15 protein-coding genes are annotated in these 15,616 nt (G+C 61.5%); 5 read left to right on the forward strand and 10 right to left on the reverse strand.

Annotation, left to right across the window (positions count from 1 at the left end; genetic code table 11):
* Nucleotides 1-103: 103 nt before the first annotated feature.
* The 5 genes from sbmC to rclC all read right to left on the reverse strand — a co-directional run bounded on the left by sbmC (nucleotide 104) and on the right by rclC (nucleotide 3,983).
* Nucleotides 104-571 (reverse strand): DNA gyrase inhibitor SbmC, encoded by a 468-nt coding sequence (gene sbmC / locus ACJ8IN_RS01910; RefSeq protein ID WP_060423746.1) that lies wholly within the window; start codon nucleotides 569-571, stop codon nucleotides 104-106.
* 22 nt (nucleotides 572-593) lie between these two features.
* Nucleotides 594-1,436 (reverse strand): tryptophan 2,3-dioxygenase, encoded by an 843-nt coding sequence (kynA, locus tag ACJ8IN_RS01915; protein ID WP_033635042.1) that lies wholly within the window; start codon nucleotides 1,434-1,436, stop codon nucleotides 594-596.
* 147 nt (nucleotides 1,437-1,583) lie between these two features.
* On the reverse strand, nucleotides 1,584-2,921 hold the full coding sequence (gene rclA / locus ACJ8IN_RS01920) for a reactive chlorine resistance oxidoreductase RclA (protein ID WP_060423748.1): 1,338 nt from the start codon (nucleotides 2,919-2,921) through the stop codon (nucleotides 1,584-1,586).
* Between the two features lie 37 nt (nucleotides 2,922-2,958).
* On the reverse strand, nucleotides 2,959-3,375 hold the full coding sequence (locus ACJ8IN_RS01925) for a DUF302 domain-containing protein (protein ID WP_049211955.1): 417 nt from the start codon (nucleotides 3,373-3,375) through the stop codon (nucleotides 2,959-2,961).
* A 35-nt stretch (nucleotides 3,376-3,410) separates the two neighbouring features.
* Entirely contained in the window at nucleotides 3,411-3,983 is a 573-nt protein-coding gene (gene rclC / locus ACJ8IN_RS01930) for a reactive chlorine resistance membrane protein RclC (protein WP_089185404.1), read from the reverse strand.
* Between the two features lie 137 nt (nucleotides 3,984-4,120).
* On the opposite strand from rclC, the gene ACJ8IN_RS01935 reads away from it, so the two are divergent.
* The 5 genes from ACJ8IN_RS01935 (at nucleotide 4,121) to ACJ8IN_RS01955 (ending at nucleotide 8,948) form a co-directional block, all read left to right on the forward strand.
* Nucleotides 4,121-4,996 carry a cupin domain-containing protein gene (locus ACJ8IN_RS01935; RefSeq protein ID WP_048321737.1) on the forward strand — a complete coding sequence of 292 codons (876 nt, stop codon included), beginning with the start codon at nucleotides 4,121-4,123 and terminating at the stop codon, nucleotides 4,994-4,996.
* 159 nt (nucleotides 4,997-5,155) lie between these two features.
* Nucleotides 5,156-6,193 carry a LacI family DNA-binding transcriptional regulator gene (locus tag ACJ8IN_RS01940; RefSeq protein ID WP_060423751.1) on the forward strand — a complete coding sequence of 346 codons (1,038 nt, stop codon included), beginning with the start codon at nucleotides 5,156-5,158 and terminating at the stop codon, nucleotides 6,191-6,193.
* 271 nt (nucleotides 6,194-6,464) lie between these two features.
* On the forward strand, nucleotides 6,465-7,700 hold the full coding sequence (locus ACJ8IN_RS01945; RefSeq protein WP_180555164.1) for an MFS transporter: 1,236 nt from the start codon (nucleotides 6,465-6,467) through the stop codon (nucleotides 7,698-7,700).
* Nucleotides 7,701-7,721: 21 nt separating this feature from the next.
* On the forward strand, nucleotides 7,722-8,483 hold the full coding sequence (locus tag ACJ8IN_RS01950) for an SDR family NAD(P)-dependent oxidoreductase (protein ID WP_308325847.1): 762 nt from the start codon (nucleotides 7,722-7,724) through the stop codon (nucleotides 8,481-8,483).
* Between the two features lie 48 nt (nucleotides 8,484-8,531).
* A complete protein-coding gene (locus ACJ8IN_RS01955; protein WP_047571523.1) occupies nucleotides 8,532-8,948 on the forward strand; it encodes an RbsD/FucU domain-containing protein in 417 nt (138 codons plus the stop codon).
* A gap of 8 nt (nucleotides 8,949-8,956) precedes the next feature.
* On the opposite strand, the gene umuC is transcribed toward ACJ8IN_RS01955, so the two are convergent.
* The 5 genes from umuC to ACJ8IN_RS01980 form a co-directional block, all read right to left on the reverse strand.
* Nucleotides 8,957-10,243 (reverse strand): translesion error-prone DNA polymerase V subunit UmuC, encoded by a 1,287-nt coding sequence (gene umuC / locus ACJ8IN_RS01960; RefSeq protein ID WP_308325848.1) that lies wholly within the window; start codon nucleotides 10,241-10,243, stop codon nucleotides 8,957-8,959.
* Between the two features lie 180 nt (nucleotides 10,244-10,423).
* A complete protein-coding gene (locus tag ACJ8IN_RS01965; protein WP_052133511.1) occupies nucleotides 10,424-11,185 on the reverse strand; it encodes an energy transducer TonB in 762 nt (253 codons plus the stop codon).
* Between the two features lie 219 nt (nucleotides 11,186-11,404).
* Nucleotides 11,405-12,322: a FecR domain-containing protein gene (locus tag ACJ8IN_RS01970; RefSeq protein ID WP_041035695.1), complete on the reverse strand. Its 918-nt coding sequence runs from the start codon at nucleotides 12,320-12,322 to the stop codon at nucleotides 11,405-11,407.
* Nucleotides 12,323-12,339: 17 nt separating this feature from the next.
* Nucleotides 12,340-12,852 carry a sigma-70 family RNA polymerase sigma factor gene (locus ACJ8IN_RS01975; protein ID WP_047571520.1) on the reverse strand — a complete coding sequence of 171 codons (513 nt, stop codon included), beginning with the start codon at nucleotides 12,850-12,852 and terminating at the stop codon, nucleotides 12,340-12,342.
* A 167-nt stretch (nucleotides 12,853-13,019) separates the two neighbouring features.
* Nucleotides 13,020-15,557, reverse strand: coding sequence for a TonB-dependent receptor (locus tag ACJ8IN_RS01980; protein ID WP_060423767.1), 2,538 nt, complete (start codon nucleotides 15,555-15,557; stop codon nucleotides 13,020-13,022).
* Nucleotides 15,558-15,616 lie beyond the last annotated feature (59 nt).

Consider the following 15,616-nt stretch of genomic DNA (forward strand, 5'->3'; position numbering starts at 1 on the left):
AGGAGGTGAATGCGCTGGCGGCAAGGTCACCGACGTTTAGCCAAAACAACGGGCTGAAGCTGTCCCGTTCATCGCTTCAGCCTTCCTTATCATCAACGCCCCCTCACCACTTCTTCACCGTCTGGTAAATATCGAGGTCGAAATAGCCGTCGGCTTCGCAGTCGTTGAGATAGTGCTCATAGCTTACCCCCTCAACCGGCTGATAGCCGCTGGCCGGCAACAGCTTCTGGTAGAACTCGCCCCACACCCGCTCGAAGTCGCCATCGCTGATGCGTACGTGGTAAACCGCGTACTGCCCGGCGGGCAGCGTCTGCACGGTAACGGCCTCGCTGCCCGCCGGCAGCGCGAAATCGTCCGCCACGCTCATCACCACGTCGGCGCGCAGCTTTTCCGGCGCCACTTCCGCCGGATCGTCCCAATACAGCACCAGCCATTTGCCGAACGGCACGCCGTGGCGCTGCCGCCATGCCAGCAGTTGCCGCGAGCCCTGGGGGATCGTCTGCGGATACGGCCCCACGACTCTCACCCCCACCACCTTCTCCGCCGCCTTATCGATAATCCTCACGCTCATCGCCCTTCCCCCTCACATTGTCTCAGGCGCCGATTTCGGTGCGCACGTCCAGCAGCTCGGGGAAAAAGGTCAGATCCAACGCCTTTTTCAGGAAGCTGACGCCGCTGGAACCGCCGGTGCCCGACTTAAAGCCGATGATCCGCTCCACCGTTTTCATATGGCGGAAGCGCCACAGGTGGAAGCTCTCTTCGATATCCACCAGCTTCTCCGCCATTTCATAAGCTTCCCAGTAGGTTTGCGGGTTGTCGTAGATCACTTTGAACGCCGGCAGCAGATCCGGGTTGCGTTGGTAGGGCTGCGTCCAGTCGCGCTCGAGGCACTCCTGCGGGATCGGCAAACCGTGGCGCGCCAGGTACAGCAAGTATTCGTCGTACAGGCTTGGCGCTTCGAGGATCGCCTTCAACGCGGCGTGTTTTTCCGCGTCGCTGCTGAACACCGCCAGCATCGCCGCATTCTTGTTGCCGAGCAGGAACTCGATCGAGCGATATTGGTGCGACTGGAAGCCCGACGAGCTGCCCAGCACGTCGCGAAACTCGACGTACTCCGACGGCGTCAGCGTTTCCAGCACCGCCCACTGTTCGAACAGCAGCCGCTGGATCTGTTTGACGCGCGCCAGGATTTTGAAGCAGTGGCTGAGTTTGTCCTGCTGCACCAGCCGCAGCGCCGCCTGCAGCTCATGCAGCATCAGCTTCATCCACAGCTCGGAGGTTTGGTGCTGTATCACGAACAGCATTTCATCATGATGCGGCGGGTTGGAGAGCGGGTGCTGGCAGTCCAGCAGTTGGTCCAGGCACAGGTAGTCGCCGTAGCTCATGCGTTTGGAAAAATCGGTGACAATCGCGCTTTCTAATTCCCGTTTGTTCATCTGTGATCTCCGTTGCGCCCAGCGCCCCATCGGCCTGGAACGTGCCGCAAAGAGAAAACAATAGTACAGAACCCGCCGCCCCGAAGGGCGATAAACGAGAGGTGCTTCGCAGATCTCACTCATCTGCGCCGCCCCTCTCGCCCCGCTTTACCCTATCAGCCCAAACAGGTCATTGAGCGACTCGCTCATGGTCGGGTGGGTGAACAGCTGATCGCGCAGCCGGGTATAGGGCAGCCCGGCGTCCATCGCCGTTTTGACGATGTTGATCATCTCGTGGGCATCGCGGCACAGCAGCGCCACGCCGAGGATCTGCCCGGTCTGCGCATCGACCACCGCCTTCAGCAGGCCGCGCGTGTCGCCCAGCACGCGGGCGCGCGGGATCGCCGCCGCCGGCAGCGTGGCGACCTTAATGTCGCGCCCCTGCTGCCGGGCCTGATCTTCGCTGAGGCCGATACGCGAGAAGCTGGGGGTGATGAACACCGAGTAAGGCACCGCGCCGCGATCGGCCGTGCTGCGTTTATCCGCGCCGAACAGGCTGTCGCGCACAATGCGGAAATCGTCCAGCGAGATATAGGTAAACTGCGGCCCGCCGTTGACGTCCCCCAGCGCCCAAATATGCGGCACGCTGCTGCGCAGCTGCGCGTCCACCCGCACGGCGCCGCGCTCATCCGTCTCAACGCCGGCGCGCGCCAGCTGCAAACCTGCGGTGTTCGGCGCGCGCCCGGCCGCCACCAGCAGCGCATCGAACGACTGCACGCCGCCCTGATGCACTACCTCAACGCCCCCTTCCACATCGCGCACCTGCTTCACGCCGGCGTTAAACGTGAAGCTGACCCCGGCGTCGCTCAGGATTTGCTGTATCGCCTGCGCCATATCGCGGTCTTCCCGGCCGAGCAACGCATCCGCCTCTTCGAATACCGTCACGGCGCTGCCGAACTGCGCGAACATCGAAGCGAACTCCAGCCCGATATAACCGCCGCCAATAATGCCCAACCGCGCGGGCCGCTGCGTCAACTGCAGCAGGCCGGTGCTGTCGTAACTCCGCTGCGAGCGATCCAACCCGTCGATCGCCGGCCAGCGGCTGACGGCCCCGGTGTTGATGAAGATGCGCTCGCCGCTCAGCACCTGCGTTCCCGCCGCGCCCTGCACGCTGATGCGATGCGAATCGATAAACTCCGCCCGTCCGTCGATCACCGTGACCTGTTCAAGCCCTGCCAGGTTTTGATAATTTTTCTCCCGCAGCAGGCCGGTCACCTGCCGCTTGCGCGCCATCGCCTGGCTGAACGCCTGTTCGCCCGGCCCGTGAAGCTCGGCATCATGCACCAGCGTTTTGGTCGGGATGCAGCCGATGTTGATGCAGGTGCCTCCATACATCTGCGCCGACGCCTCCACCATCGCCACGCGCCATCCCTGCCCGACCAGAAAGGCCGCCAACGTTTTGCCGGCCTTGCCAAAACCGATGATAATCGCCTGATAATCGTACATTGTGTCGCCTCGTCTCGTGATGTTCATCGCCGGTCAATCAGCGTATTGCGGCCTCAACTAACCGCTCCAGCGGCCTCAGCGCCGCAATCTGTCGTTCGTCGGCCCCGGCGCTCCGCTTCAGACTTTCCGCCGGGTGGTAGCTGACCTGCGTTTTGCCCCGTTCGTCTTGCGCAATCAGCACCCTGAACGGCAGATCCAGCGCCAACGCCGGCCGCGCCAGCATCAGCGGCGTGCCCGCCAGCGGGTTGCCCAGCACCAGCACCGTGGTGGGCGGCATCGTCAGATGATGCTCACGCGCCGCTTTCGCGTGATCGAACTCGGCGAACAGCGTCACGCCCTTCTGCTCGGCCGTGCTGATAATGCGCTGACGCGTTTGCTGATAAGCGTAGGCGCTCTCTACCGTTCGGGTTTCTTGCCCCATCGTCCCCTCCGCCACGGCAGAACAGGCCAGCATCATCAGGCTGCCGGCCACAGCCCGGTTCATGACGCTCATGCGACCTTCCCCCGCCACTGTTTCTCGAGCAAACTGCGCGCCGAATCCGCCATGATCATCACCGCGCCCGCCAGCATCAGCGTGTCCTTCAGCACCAGGCGCCCGGCGCCGGAGAGATAAGGGAAACCGTGATGCGCATCGCCCAGCGCGGGCACCCAGGCCTCCGGGGTGGTGATCAAAAAGGTCAGCGTCACCAGCGGCGTGCAAAAGGAGAGCATGCCGCCCAATAGCCCCAGCCATTTGGAGAACGGGTTGGCCAGCACCAGCAGCGCGATCGCCACCTCCACCACGCCCAGGCCGTTGGAGAAGCCATAGGTATTGTTGGCCTGCTGCCAGGCGCGGGCGGCGAGGTTCAGTTCGCCTTCGTGCGTCAGGTGCGCCTGATAGTCCTGCGGCATGTCATAGAAAAACGACATCAGCGGGCTGTTGGCGACGAACGGCGTGATGCTGTCCGCTTCGTAAGGGATGAATTTGAGCAGGCCAATCCATAAGAAAACGATGGCGATGCTGAGGCGAATCAGCGTTAATCCCAGCTTGTCGCCCTTGCTCAGAAAGAATAGTATTTTCATTACCGGCTCCATGTCATTGATAACTCATGCATCGCAGCGGCGCCCTCCGCATCGCTGCACTATCGAACCGATCTTAGTGTTTCGCATTACGCCGGCCCATTGCCGAAACAATCAACTTCTTAGCCAGGAGTCTCAAAATGGATCCGCTCAGCCAACTGTTGATGCTTAACGACATGCGCGGTTATGTGGCGCGCGATTGCCATTTCAGCGGCGAGTGGCGCTCGCCGCATGCCGCCGGGGAGTGGAGTCAGATCCGCTGGCACATGGTGCTGGCGGGCAGCTGTCGGCTGGAGATCCCCGGCGGCCGGCCGGTGCCGCTGGAGCAAGGCAGCCTGCTGTTCTTGCCGCACAACTCCGCCCACCGCCTGCTGCCGGAGAGGGCCGACAGCGCCACGCACCTGCTGTGCGGCGTGCAAATCTTGCCGCACAGCGCGTCGCCGCTGCTGGCGAGCCTGCCGGAATGTTTGCTGTTCAACAGCCGCCAACAGGGGCGGCTGGCGCTGCTGCAGGCGACCGGCCAGCTGCTGAGCGATGAGTTCAGCCAACAGGGCCAGGGGCACAACGCCATTGTCAGCCAGACCATGGCGCTGCTGTTCGCGCTGGCGATCCGCGCCTGGCTGGCCCAGCCAAATCAGAGCGGCAATCTGGTCGCCGCGTTGCTGCATCCGCAGTTGGGCAACGTGGTTGAACAGATGCTGCGCCGCCCGCAACATCCCTGGACGCTGGTTGAACTGAGCAAACAGGCCCACATGTCGCGCGCCAACTTCGCCCGCGTCTTTCGTCAGGTCACGCAGCAAACGCCGCTGCAGGCCCTTACCGCCATCCGCATGCAGCTGGCGGCCCGGCTGCTGGCGCGCCAGGCGTTGCCGCTGAGCCGTATCGCCGAACAGGCCGGCTATTCGTCGGAGGTGGCGCTGCACAAAGCCTTCACCCGCCACTTCGGCCTGACGCCGGGAAAATTCCGCCAGCAGGCCGCCGATGCGCCGCCGGACGCTTGCCCGATCCCGGCGTAACCTCCCACCCCGCCTTACTGTTTAGTAAACAACTCGGCCGCCGCCTGACAACTCTCACAAATGCGCGATCCCATGCGGGTTTCGCCCCGGTTGCGGCTTGCCTGCGCCTGTCTTCCCTTATAGATTGCAGGCTAACGGCAGGCAGCAAGGTATCGGCAAATGGCAAATATTCGAGATGTCGCGCGGTTGGCCGGCGTGTCCATCAGCAGCGTGTCGAACCTGCTGAATAACCGCAGCCACCAGATGAGCGCGCAGACCCGTGAGCGCATCGAACAAGCGATGGCGACCCTGGGGTATCGGCCGGCCCGAACGGCGGCGGTGCCCGCGCCGCAGGCGAAGATCATCGGCCTGCTGCTGCCATCGATCGTCAACCCGAGCTTTTCAGCGCTGGCGCATGCGGTCGACGGCGCGGCGCGGGCTTATCGCTACCGCGTCCTGCTCGGCAACGCCTACCGCCAGGAACAGGAAGAGGCCGCGTTTATCGACGATATGTTCCTGCATGGCGTGCGCGGCATCATCGTGGCGGCGAGCGACATTCGCCAGACCCATTTTGTTCGGGCCGCCGAGCGAGGCATGAAGATTGTCAGCTACGACAGCCCGTTCGCCGAGCAGATGGCCACCGATACCCGGCTGTTCGACAGCGTATCGATGGATAATATCGCTGCCGGGCGCCTGGCCGCGCAGCACCTGCTCGAACGCGGCTGCCGACACATTGTGTTCGCCACCGAAGCGACGCTGACCGTCGGGCGCAGCCACAAGATCGACGGTTTTCTAAGTGCGCAGGGGCACAGCCTGAGCGAACGCCAACGGGTGATCGAAGGCAAAGCCAACAGCGCCTACGGCGACACGGAAATGTTCGAGTTGGGGCTGACGCTGGCGCCGCGCGTGCTCGCGTTGACGCCGCGCCCGGACGGCATCGTGGCGATTAACGATGCGCTGGGCATCGGGCTGATGGTGGGGCTGCGCGCCGCCGGCGTCCAGGTACCCGCAGACATCTCGGTAATCGGCATCGACAATATCGCGCTGGCCGGCCTGGCCGAACCGGGGCTGACGTCCGTCAGGCCGCCGCTGGCGGAGATGGCGCAGCTGATGGTCGAGCGCCTGATCGGCCGCATCAACGATGATGCGCAACCGCCCGGCGAGTTTCTCTTCCCGCCGACGGTCATCAGCCGGCGCTCGGTCAAAGCCGCCGGCTAAATGAAATAACAGCGTCTTCCCCAGGCGATGCGCCGCGGCATCGTCCGGATCGGTGTCAGCCAAAAACAAAGGAAAAGGCCGTCGCGCTTAAGGGATGCCCGCGCCTCAATGAATCAGCGTCATGCCGTTATTTAACGTTCAGCTCAGGATTATGGGCCGGGCCTCTATTATTCCGATTAACCACATTGGAAATATCAAAATGAAAATAAGCAAGCCGCAGGATATTGAACGCAGCGCTATCAGGAAATTGACGCTGCATATTGTCCCCCTCATGATTTTATTGTATTTCCTGGCGTTTCTCGATCGCAATAACATGGCCTACGCCGCCAAAGCGCTGGAAGATAACCTGGGCCTGACCGCCTCGGCCTTCGGCTTCGCCTCCGGGATTTTCTTTATCGGCTATTTCCTGTTTGAAATACCCAGCAACGCCGGCACCATTAAATTCGGCCCGCGCATCTGGTTCGCCAGAATATTAATTTCCTGGGGCATCTTCGCGACCCTGCTCGGCTTTGCGCACACGCCGCTGGAGCTGTATATCTGCCGTTTTATGCTGGGCGTATGCGAAGCCGGATTCTTTCCCTCGGTGGTGTATTACTTTACGGTGTTCTTCCCGGAAAAATACCGCACCAAAATTCTCGGCATGTTCATCATCGTCCAGCCGCTGTCCAACGCCGTCGGCTCGCCGATTTCCGGCTTTATTCTCAATATTCAGCATGACTGGTTCGGGTTCGCTCCCTGGCAGCTGCTGTTTATCCTCGAAGGGCTGCCGCCGATCGTCATCGGCCTGCTGATCCCGTTCCTGATCAAGAACTCGCCCAAGGACATCGGCTATCTGAACGTGGAGGAAAAGGCCTGGCTGATGAGCAACGCCGGCCGCTCCAAATCCGGCTCTAAAATCACGCTGGGCGACTTCCTGAAAGGGATGAAAAACAAGAAATACCTGCTCTACGCACTGCTCAACTTCGGCATGGTGTGCGGCATTTACGGCTTCGGCACCTGGCTGCCGTCGATCATTACCGCCCTCTCCGGCGGCGATATCTTCCGCGTCAGCCTGCTGGCGCTCATTCCCTACGGCCTGGCCGCGCTGCTGGTGTATCCGTGGAGCCTGTGGGCCAGCAAAACCAAAAAGCTCGGCGTGTTCGCCGGCCTCAGCATGGTGCTCGCCGCCATCGGCCTGATGGGGGCGGTGACATTTTTTAAATACGATCCGCTCGTCGCGCTGTCGTTCCTGTGCATCGCCGCCATCGGCATCTACACCGCCGTACCGCCGTTTTTATCCATGCCCGCCAATATTTCCACCGGCGCGGCCGCGGCAGCCGGGCTGGCGGTGGTCAGCTGCATCGGCAATATCGGCGGCTTCGTCGCGCCTTATGCGGTGGGCGTGTTGAACGATCTGACCGGCAGCAGCGCGCCGGGGCTGTTTTTCCTGGCCTCGTGCCTGCTGGCCACCGGGTTGATCTGCATTTTCTACTGCGCGAAACAGCGTGAAGGCGTCATCAATACTTAACGAACCAATAAGGAGTCAATCATGGGCGATCTTGCGGGCAAAAAGGTGTTTATCACCGGGGCGGAACAGGGCATCGGCCGCGCCACCGCAGAGCGGCTGATCAAGGCCGGTTGCGACATCTATTTTCACTATCACAGCGACGAAAGCGGCCCCAAAGCGCTGGTGGCACTGGCCCATTCATTGGGGCAAAAGGCCGCTTACGGCTACGCCGATCTCATCGATAGCGACGAAACGCGGCGCTGCGTTTCGGCCGGCGCCGAGTTTCTCGGCGGCATCGACATTCTGGTCAATAACGTCGGCGGCATCGTCGGGCGCAAATGGCTGGGCGAGATCGACCGCGCCTTCTGGCAAACCGTGATCGACGTGAACATGACCACCATGCTGAACGTGACCCAGAGCGCACTGCCGTTCCTGAAGGCGGCAAACGGCGCCAGCATCGTCAACCTGGCCTCGCAGGCCGGCCGCGCCGGCGGGCACTCCGGCTCGCTGGTCTATTCCGCCACCAAGGGTGCGGTGCTCACCTGGACGCGCTCGCTGGCGGCGGAACTGGGCGAGCACGGCATCCGGGTGAACGCGGTGGCGCCCGGCCTGATCCTCGGCACCCGTTTCCATAATCGCCACACCACCCAAGAATCGGCGGAGGAAACCGTTCGCGCCATCCCGCTGGGCCGTGCAGGCACGCCGGACGACGTGGCGCGCGCCATCGCCTTCCTGGCGGCGGAATACGATGGCTTCATCTCCGGCGCTACCCTCGACATCAACGGCGGCATCTACCGCATGTAGTTCAACCGCGGGCGGCAAGACTGCCGCCCCCTATTCAGGTATCGCTTTATGATTAAATCCGCCATCACCCACCCGCCGCTGCTCGCCGCGCTGGCGCAATGCGGGCATAAGACCCAGGTGCTGATCGCCGACGGCAACTATGCCTGCGTGACCCACGCGCCGAAAGACGCCACCGTGGTCTATCTGAACCTGGCGCCCGGCACGCTCGCCGCCCCGCCGGTCCTGGAAAAGCTGCTGGCCTGCATCAACGTGGAAAGCGCCACGATGATGGCCTGCCCGCCGGACTTCACCAACACCATCGAAGCCGAATACCGGCAGCTGCTGCCGGCGCAGTGCCCGGTCGAACATCTGCCGCGCGAGGCGTTTTACGCCGCGGTCAAATCGGATCGGACGCTGCTGGTGATCGCCTCCGGCGAACAGCGCCGCTTCGCCAACCTGCTGCTGACGGTGGCGCCGGGGGGGTGACACGCGAATTATTTTCCATCTGAAAACGCCCCCAGCCGCACCACCGGTATGTCTGCCAGCCGGGTGGTGTAGGCCGGCGACAGCATTTCGCGCTTCATTTGCCACGGCTTGACGATCCCCTGCCCGGCGAACCACACGCGCCCGCGCCCTTCCTGATTCAGGCGATCGAGGGTCGCCATCAACCGCTCGCTGTTGCGGCGCGGCGGGCAGTCGTCGAACAGATCGATCTGCGCCATGGCGGCGGCGCTGAAATCCCCCAGCACCACGCCGCCCTTCAGGTAACGTCGCCCTTCCTGCCAGATACTTTCCAGCGCACGCACCGCCATGGCGATGATGTCGCGGCTGTCGTTGCTCGGGGTTTGCAGCCGGGCGGTGCCCATATTGCTGTAATACCCTTCGCCCGCCGAATGCGGGCTGGTTTTGATAAACACCGACACGTTGCGGCAGTAGCGCTTTTCCTGCCGCAGCTTTTCGGCGGCGCGTTCGGCGTAGCTGCAGATCGCCTCGCGCATGTGCGGGTAGTGCGTCAACCGCTGGCCGAACGAGCGGGAACAGATGATCTGTTCTTTCGCCGCCGCCTCATCTTCCCATTGCAGGCACGACTCGCCGCGCAGCTCGCGTATCGTGCGCTCCAGCACCACGCTGAAGGTTTTACGCGCCAGCCGGGTATCGCAGTCCGCCAGCTGCAGCGCGGTGTGAATGCCCATCGCCTGCAGCTGGCGAGTCAGGCGGCGCCCCACGCCCCATACCTCTTCCACCGGGATCAGCGCCAGCAGCTTGCGCTGGCGCGCCGGATCGGATAAATCCACCACGCCGCCGGTGCCGCGCCATTTCTTGGCGGCGAAGTTGGCCAGTTTGGCCAGCGTTTTGCTCGGCGCAATGCCGACCCCGACCGTTAAATGCAGCTCGCGCCGGATGCGATCGCGCACCCGCTGGCCGAACGGCTCCAGCGCTTCGCAATGCGCCACGCCGTCCAGCCGCAGAAAGGCTTCGTCCAGCGAGTAGATCTCCACCGCCGGCGCCATCTCTTCCAGCGTGTCCATCACCCGACGGGACATATCGGCGTACAGCGCGTAGTTAGAGGAGAACACCGCGACGTTGCGGCGGCGCATCTCCTCTTTGATCTTGAAATAAGGCGCGCCCATCGGCACGCCCAGCGCCTTCGCCTCGGCGCTGCGGGCGATCACGCAGCCGTCGTTGTTGGACAGCACGATCACCGGCCGCCCGCGCAGATCGGGCCGAAAGATGGTCTCGCAGGAGGCATAGAAGCTGTTGACGTCTACCAGGGCGAACATGGTTACCGACCTTTCATCGTCAGTGGGTTGTTATTCATAACGGCACCAGATTGCTGTTCATGCATACAGTATTTGTATTTTTCTGGCGACGATCAAGTAGAAACCACCCCATCGCTGCTATCCGTTTGATGCGCTTTGGCTTTTAACTCGGCCTCCGTTTACCTGGAGCCGAGTTTTTCATTAACGGCGAACTTCCCGCAGATCGAAACGAATCGGAATGGTCACGCTGAATTCCGCCTGCCCCGCTGCGATCTCGTTGCCGGGCGTGGGCAGTGGAGAAGCGCGCTGCGGTAACTGAAGCGCCTCCCGATCCAGCGAAGCAACCCCACTCGATCTCAATAGCTTCACGCCCAGCACGTTCCCCTGCCGATCCAACGTCACGGCAACCTGAACAACCCCCTGGCGCTGTTGGCGTACCGCCAGGGCCGGGTAGCGTTTGAAACGGCTCAAATGCGCCAACAGCAGGCCGCTCCAGACCGAGGCATCCTGGCTCGGCTGCGACGCCACGCTGGTTTGCGGCGCGGCAACACGCTTTCCATCCAGAGACGGCGGCGCGCTGGTGCTTGATGCTATTGAGCTTGCAGACGCTATTTTTTCCTGTTCCTTTTGCCTTGGGCGCGGCGGTTCCGTCTTCGGTCTGATGGGGTCGTTCCGTTGCCCTTTGGCCTTGCTCTGCCGCTCCGTCGCACGCGGTGCATGAATCAGCGGAGGCATCGCCGCCTCCGGTTCCCGGTTGGCCTGCCGTTGCGCCACCGCCTGCACCTGGCGCACGCCGGTTGGCATCGGCTCTGCGTTGGGGGTCGATTCCGCCTGCTCGGCAACCATCATCAACACCATCGGTTGCGCCGCGGGCAGCAACGGTGGCACCAGGTGATAACCAAGGCCAAGCAACAACGCACCATGCAGACCCAACGCCAACACATTGGCGGTAGCCCAGCGCAATCGCCCGCCTGTAGGCGGTGAAGATAAATCGGCAGGTAATACGTTGTGATTCAACATGGAAAACGATACTCAGGTTAAGCGTGAAACAGACCAACGTACGCAACGGTCACGGCGGTCGGGGTATGTCAGAAAGGTCGTTTAGGCACGCGGCACCGGGCAGGGAACGAGAAAGAACAGGCCAAACGAAAAGGAAATACCCTAATGGCAGAGTAAAAAACTTTAGGATACGGTAATGAAGTATTTTGACAGCATATTTACCCTAACCGGCAGCGCGCCGGGCAGTGCCGCAATGACGCGTTCGGGGTCAGCCAGCGGGAACGCGCCGGAGAGCCGCAGGCCGGCGACCTCCGGCCGGCAACGAATAACGCCCTGACGATAACGCCCCAGCTCCATCAGGAAGTCGTCCAGCCGCATGTTGTCGGCCAACAGCATGCCTTGCCGCCAACCGGGCTCTTGCGTCACGCGGTACGGATCGCCAATGCCTTGCCGGCTTAATCTGCCGCCCTGACCGGCGTTGAGCACCGCGTTCCGATGCGCCGGCGAAAGGATCGTGACCCTGCCAAGATAAACGGCGATATCACTGTAGGTTTCCCACAGGCGAACGCTGAAGCGAGCAGCCTGCGCCACGATCTCGCCCTGCGGCAGCCTCACCGTCAACGCGCCGCTTTCCGGCGGCAGATTCACCATCATTTCACCTTCCAGCAATGCGGCCTGCTGACGGCTGACGTTGACCGCCGTTTGCGTGTTCAGCATCAACTGCGCGCCATCCGCCAACGCGACGGTTTGCTGCTCCCCCACCGCCGTGCGGTAATCCGCCAGCCAGGGGCGCCATGGCAGCGCGCCAGAACCGATGCCAACCGACCCTACCACGCCGATGGCCGCCAGGCTTCTCAGCAACCGGCGGCGTTGCGGGTTTGGCAACTGCGACAGACTACGCTGCGCCGCCGCCCCGTTAAGCAGAGAAAAACGGGATGAAAACGCGGCGATATGCCGCCAGGCGCGTTCATTTTCCGGTTTCGCCTGATACCAACGCCGCCAGTTTTCCCTATCCGCGTCGCTTGCCTCTTCCGACATCAGCTGGGTTAACCAGGCGGCGGCCTCACGCGCGCTCTGCCGATCGATATCCGATTCCATCATGGGTTCCGCACCTGCCGTTACGCCGCCAATGCAAAGAAACAGTGCAAATTGGCGCGCTGCAGATATTGTTTCACCGAGCTGCTCGACACTCGCAAACGTTCAGCGATGTCGCAATAACGCATGCCCTGCAGGTGCGCCAACAGGAAAGCCTCGCGGACGTGCGCCGGCAATCCGTCCAACGCCTGATCCAACTGTTCGAGCATTTCGAGGGTTTGTTGACGAACTTCCGGCGAGGGCGCCTCGATCGCCGGCAGCTCGCTCAAGGCCTGCAGATAGCTCTCTTCGATTGTTTTACGCCGGTAATAATTCGCCACCAGCCGGCGCGCCACGGTCGCCAGGAAGGGGCGTGGTTGCCGAATGGCGAGCAACTGCGGGCTCAGTAAAATACTGATGAACGTATCCTGCGCCAGGTCTTCGGCGTGATGCGCGCACCCGACCTTCTGTCTCAGCCAATGGCATAGCCAACTGTGGTGCTCAAGGTAAAGCTGTTGAGCAAACCCGTTGGCTGCCGCGGCCTCTTTCCTTGCCATTCGGTGACACCAATTGATAATGAGATTGAAAATGATAATTATTATTATTTTAAAATTGTAACTTCTGTGTCAAGCGATTGCTGATGATTTATAAACGGCGAAAAAGTAGGGAAATACGGGAGAGAAAACGTGAAAAGGGGCCGAAATGGCCCCTGTCAGCAGGATATTCAGAAACGTTGACTGACGCTAAACTTGATGTTGCGCCCTACGCCGGACACCGATTCGCCCAGGTAAGGGTAATAATCGCGGTTGAACAGATTGTCCACCGCGACGCGAGCTTCGAAGCCCTGCAAACCGCTGGGCTGCCACGAGGCGAACAGGCCGTGCAATGCATAACCCGACGTTTTCGGCAGCGCCCAGACAACGGCCATCGGATCGCCGTCGGCCGGTGAACGATCCTGTTTACGCACAAAATCGCCGGTCCAGCCGAAGGCCATGTCCCACTGCGGTACTTTCATGCCCAGCATCGCGTGTGCCGTAACGGGTGGAATTTCGGCAATCCAGGTTTCGTTGCCCCACGGATCGCGCGGTGAAGCGTCGCGTTTGCCGCGAATCGAGGAGAACGACAGGCTGCCGAACAGGCTTTCGCTGTCATAAAACGATTCGAGCTCCACGCCCTCAATGGTATAGCCCGGCAAGTTGCGATAGTTCGACAACGGTTGCCCACATTGGCCCCCATGCCGTGCGGCGTCGCACACTACGCCGCGACGATAGAAAATCTCGTCCTTGCCGCGATTGCGGAACAGCGTAGTGCGGATCTGCAGACTGTCTCGCGCCATCAACACATCGTTGAAGTCCAGCACCGCGCCGAGACGAACGCCCGTCATGCGTTCCACCTGCAGGCCGCGGCTGGTGCCGGGCACGCTGGAAGCGGCGTATTGCACTTCGTACTGTTCGTCGATCACCGGGGCGCGCCAGGTGCGGCTAACGTCGGCAAACAGGGACAGATTCGACGTCGCTTTCCACATCACGCCCAAATGCGGCGACCAGCCGGTATAGGTCACGCTGCTGTAATCATGACCCACGAGCGGATCGCTGTCGTTATAGCGCGGCGCCCGGTTCGGTTGCCCGGTATTGGTCACATGATCGTAACGCACGCCCGGCGTCACGGTCAGGCTGCCGAAACTGACCGCATCCTGCAGATAAACGCTGCGGGTTTCCTGTTCGCCCGCCGGCATGTAATACGGCTGGAAATAGCCGTAGTTGTAACTGGCGTTTTTCACCTGCGAGGGGTAATACATCAGGGTATCGCGCTGATGTTTATGCCAACGCGCGCCGAGCAACAGCTTGTGCTCCAGCGGCCCGCTGGCGAAACGGCTTTCATTGCTGACGTCAAACTGCCGATCGGTATAGTTCACCCAGCTTTCATTGCCCAACGTACCGAGATAGCTGAACTTTGAAGCGGAATCCGGCCGCTTGTCATGCTGCTCTGTCTTCGAATAGGCATAAGACAGCGTCAGATTCAGCAACGGCTGCGCTTCCGGCGCCAGATTCCATTTCACCGAGTAATTGGTGTCCGTCTGGTCGCGATACACCAGAATGCGGCGCCACGCTTCTTCCCGGCCATATTTATCGATATCCGCCTGGCTGGGCGCGGCGATATCGTCCCGCTTGGCGGCAAAAGGCTGCCAGCCATCGGAATCGGAGCGCATCGCCGACAGCGTCAGCGTTTGCGCCTCGCTCAGATAAATATTGGTTTTTAACAGGTAGGAAGCCTGATCGTTGGCGGAATAGGCAAAGCGCGTGCCGTCCGGCCGCTTCAGGTTGCCGCCGTCACGCTTGCTCATGTAGATCAAACCGTCGGCGAATCCTTCCGGCGTACGGCCGTACAACGCACCGCTGTAAATGCCCTGGCGATCGTTGGTGTGGTAGCTGTATTTCAGCAAGCCGCCAAAATCTTCGCCCGGCAGCAGCATATCTCCGGCATCTTTGGTCTCCAGCGTAATGGTTCCGCCAAAGCCGCCATTGCCGTTCAACAGATTGTGCGGCCCCTTATCGACCTCAACCTTTTTCAGCAATTCGGGTTCAATGAATACCGAACCCTGCCGATATTTCTCAAATCCCTTCGGCGCCCCGTCCAGCACCACCTTCACATCTTCCATGTCGCCCATGCCCCAGATATTCAGGCTTTGGCCACCCGGGCGCGGCGATCCCGCCATCCCTACGCCGGGCAAGCGATCAAGCAAACTGGCGATATTGTCTGCCTGCACGCGTTCGATATCTTCTTTATCCAGCACCGAACGGCCGGCGGCGACGCTGTCGGACAAACCGCCGACCACCGACAGCTCCGGTATCGTCAACGGCTGAACCGGCCCGGCGTCGACCAACCGATATCCCTGTGCGGTTTGTTGAGCGCGCAATCCGCTGCCCGCCAACAGCGTATTGAACGCGTCGGTGAGGCGATAATGTCCCTGCAGGCCCGCGGTGCTTTTTCCACGCGTCTGTTCGGGCGTGAAAATCACTATCACGCCGGCCTTAGCGGCCGCCGTCTGCAAGGCGGGCGCCAGATCACCGGCGGGAATGGCGAAGGAAAGGATAGCGGGCTGTTCGACCGCCGAGGGGGGTGCCGACGCACCGGGCGCCGCCATCGCGGAGGTTAGCATGCCCGTTAGTGCGCATCCTATCCCGATAGCGACGCGTTTCCCGGTAATGCGTTTGGCTGATGTGAACGTACGCCCTGCGCCGTTCTTGTTTTTTATGGCCATGAAGGATTCCCCTGAGTGTATTGAACTGGAAACTCAGTAGAGAGGTCACGCCAACGAAA

This window comes from Serratia sp. CY31944, assembly GCF_052169175.1.
GTDB classification, from domain to species: Bacteria; Pseudomonadota; Gammaproteobacteria; order Enterobacterales; family Enterobacteriaceae; genus Serratia; species Serratia sarumanii.

Coding starts and splice junctions, on each gene's coding strand:
- umuC (WP_308325848.1), bottom strand. CDS start 10,243: ATGTTCGCCCTGGTAGACGTCAACAGCTTCTATGCCTCCTGCGAGACC.
- ACJ8IN_RS01950 (WP_308325847.1), top strand. CDS start 7,722: ATGGGCGATCTTGCGGGCAAAAAGGTGTTTATCACCGGGGCGGAACAG.
- ACJ8IN_RS01940 (WP_060423751.1), top strand. CDS start 5,156: ATGGCAAATATTCGAGATGTCGCGCGGTTGGCCGGCGTGTCCATCAGC.
- ACJ8IN_RS01970 (WP_041035695.1), bottom strand. CDS start 12,322: ATGATGGAATCGGATATCGATCGGCAGAGCGCGCGTGAGGCCGCCGCC.
- ACJ8IN_RS01935 (WP_048321737.1), top strand. CDS start 4,121: ATGGATCCGCTCAGCCAACTGTTGATGCTTAACGACATGCGCGGTTAT.
- kynA (WP_033635042.1), bottom strand. CDS start 1,436: ATGAACAAACGGGAATTAGAAAGCGCGATTGTCACCGATTTTTCCAAA.
- sbmC (WP_060423746.1), bottom strand. CDS start 571: ATGAGCGTGAGGATTATCGATAAGGCGGCGGAGAAGGTGGTGGGGGTG.
- rclA (WP_060423748.1), bottom strand. CDS start 2,921: ATGTACGATTATCAGGCGATTATCATCGGTTTTGGCAAGGCCGGCAAA.
- ACJ8IN_RS01980 (WP_060423767.1), bottom strand. CDS start 15,557: ATGGCCATAAAAAACAAGAACGGCGCAGGGCGTACGTTCACATCAGCC.
- ACJ8IN_RS01925 (WP_049211955.1), bottom strand. CDS start 3,375: ATGCTGGCCTGTTCTGCCGTGGCGGAGGGGACGATGGGGCAAGAAACC.
- ACJ8IN_RS01955 (WP_047571523.1), top strand. CDS start 8,532: ATGATTAAATCCGCCATCACCCACCCGCCGCTGCTCGCCGCGCTGGCG.
- ACJ8IN_RS01945 (WP_180555164.1), top strand. CDS start 6,465: ATGATTTTATTGTATTTCCTGGCGTTTCTCGATCGCAATAACATGGCC.
- rclC (WP_089185404.1), bottom strand. CDS start 3,983: ATGAAAATACTATTCTTTCTGAGCAAGGGCGACAAGCTGGGATTAACG.
- ACJ8IN_RS01975 (WP_047571520.1), bottom strand. CDS start 12,852: ATGGCAAGGAAAGAGGCCGCGGCAGCCAACGGGTTTGCTCAACAGCTT.